Below are 1,993 nucleotides of genomic sequence, written 5' to 3'. Positions count from 1 at the left end.
ACACTAACAGTAAAAACGTTTTTGACTTTGAAATATATTTAATTATATGTAATTGACCCAGATACCATTGGTCGAACCGACACTCCAGGAGGAACATGATTTTGAGTCGTGCTACGCTCCTATTAAAGGATTATTAAAGTACTGGGATATATATAATTGCACAATAATATTTCCTTTTTGTAAGTAATATAAAAAACTGAACGATTCTTTAATAATTGGCTCTGTTAAACGACTATGTTGATAATATAATATAAACTAAGGACCTCTACTTCGGTCCTTAGTTTTTTAATATTCTTAAAGTAAAACCCAATTAGCTTATTACTTTTTTGCTGAACTTCCACACAACCCGTAGATTATGTGTATCAATAACTTCCCCATCTGAAGTAATTAGTAATTGTCCATCACCTGAAAAAGCATATTCCCATATTTCTCCTAACTCTTCCTTAGAGATTAGGAACCCATTTTCGTCAACCTTACATAAATATTTAGGTCCACCATTTATGTAATTCCAAAGAATGAACATCCAATATTTTCTCTTTGTATTCCAACTCACATTATGAATAATGTGTTCTTCAGGACAATCATAACGCCAATTCTCATTTCCAATATTGTCATAGCAAATTAATGTGTGACTGATGTTAATTAAAATCTTCTCATCAGAAAAACTAGCACTAAGAATGTCTGTATTTTTGCTCCAACGCTCAACCTCTTTATCGGTATCTATAAGTTTAATATCTCTATCACTAACAGTAATCCACAATGAATCATCTTGATTGGTAAATATTTTCCTAACGCCCTTATATAAATTAATCGTATCGCCTGTATGTACATTAAGAAAATGAAAAGGTTTTTCGTCGAACCCTATTCCAATACATACTTCTCCACCACTTTTTAGAGATTTAATATACTGCGGCTTTTTAAGGTCTTTCCGTTCCCATAATTTTTTACCATCTAGTTTATAGGCACTAACACCATATCTTGTATATGCCCCTGTAACGATTATTGGCTCCTTATCAGTGGGAATTAAAACTAACCTACTACCGCCAAAATCTAAAGTCGTATCTATATCTCCAATTTTCTTCATCTTTCCTAAAGACCAAAGAGATACTTTCTTTTCAAATTCAGCGGTTACAAATAAATCTAGACTCGTTTTTGGTATATCAATATGTCTTATTGCATACATACTTATCCTCCTTACTATTGGGAACTTCTTGTTAAACTAAAATCATCCGTGAGTAAAATGAAATAGGCATCACTACAACCTAAATGTTGATAACCTTAATTTATCATAAGTAGCATTGGTGGATAACAAGCAACTATCAATAACCATTTTGCTTACAGTTGTAGAATCATTGCGGAATCTGATTATATCCAGGAATTGAAACCAACTCAAATAATGGTCGAGGTATTTTGTTGCCACGCCATTAAAACGGTCCATCCAACCTTTCAGACGGCTATGATAGTTATTGGCATTTTGGATGTGGTAAAGCCCCTTTACTCGTTCCTTCCCATCCGATTTGAACGGAAAATGTTCTAATCCTTTATCTTTTGCATAGGTTTTGAAAGCCCTCCAAGCGTCGGTACATAAGGTATTCGATTTGGATAGCTTGGAGCCAATTGCTTTCTCTAAACGAGATTTTACAATACGTCCCTGTCCAATAACTTTGGAATAAGTCAGTTTTTGACGGTCTCTTGCAATCAACACGCAAACTTGTTCCTTACTGATACCACGGAATTGAGAAGAACCGCCACGCTTACGAGCTTTACGACCATTTATACTCCGTTTACCTTTTTCAGAGTATAGGAAATAGGTCTCGTCCATTTCAACGATACCTGAAAATTTTTCAAAATCCATTTGCTTTAAAGCGGATAAAATTTTGTGCCTCCAATAAAAAAGAGTAACGTAGTGGACTTCAATCAACTCAGATGCCTTCCGTAAAGAGTATCCTTCAATCATACACTGAATGAATTCAAGCCATTTATGTGGAAGGTG

General features: G+C 34.4%; 2 protein-coding genes. Both read right to left on the bottom strand.

Translation table 11 applies throughout. From position 1 onward, the window contains the following. Positions 1–310: 310 nt before the first annotated feature. Complete coding sequence (locus V7083_RS23210) at positions 311–1,183, bottom strand: hypothetical protein (protein ID WP_335482523.1); 873 nt, start codon at positions 1,181–1,183, stop codon at positions 311–313. Between the two features lie 72 nt (positions 1,184–1,255). Beyond that, positions 1,256–1,993 (bottom strand): IS1595 family transposase (locus tag V7083_RS23205; RefSeq protein ID WP_335482521.1); only part of this gene is annotated, 738 nt, incomplete at its 5' end.

Origin of the sequence: Bacillus sp. JJ1764, from assembly GCF_036962145.1 — a bacterium.
Lineage (GTDB): Bacteria > Bacillota > Bacilli > Bacillales > Cytobacillaceae > Neobacillus.
The sequence above is the reverse complement of the archived record's forward strand: the minus strand, read 5'-3'. Positions and strand labels throughout refer to the sequence as shown.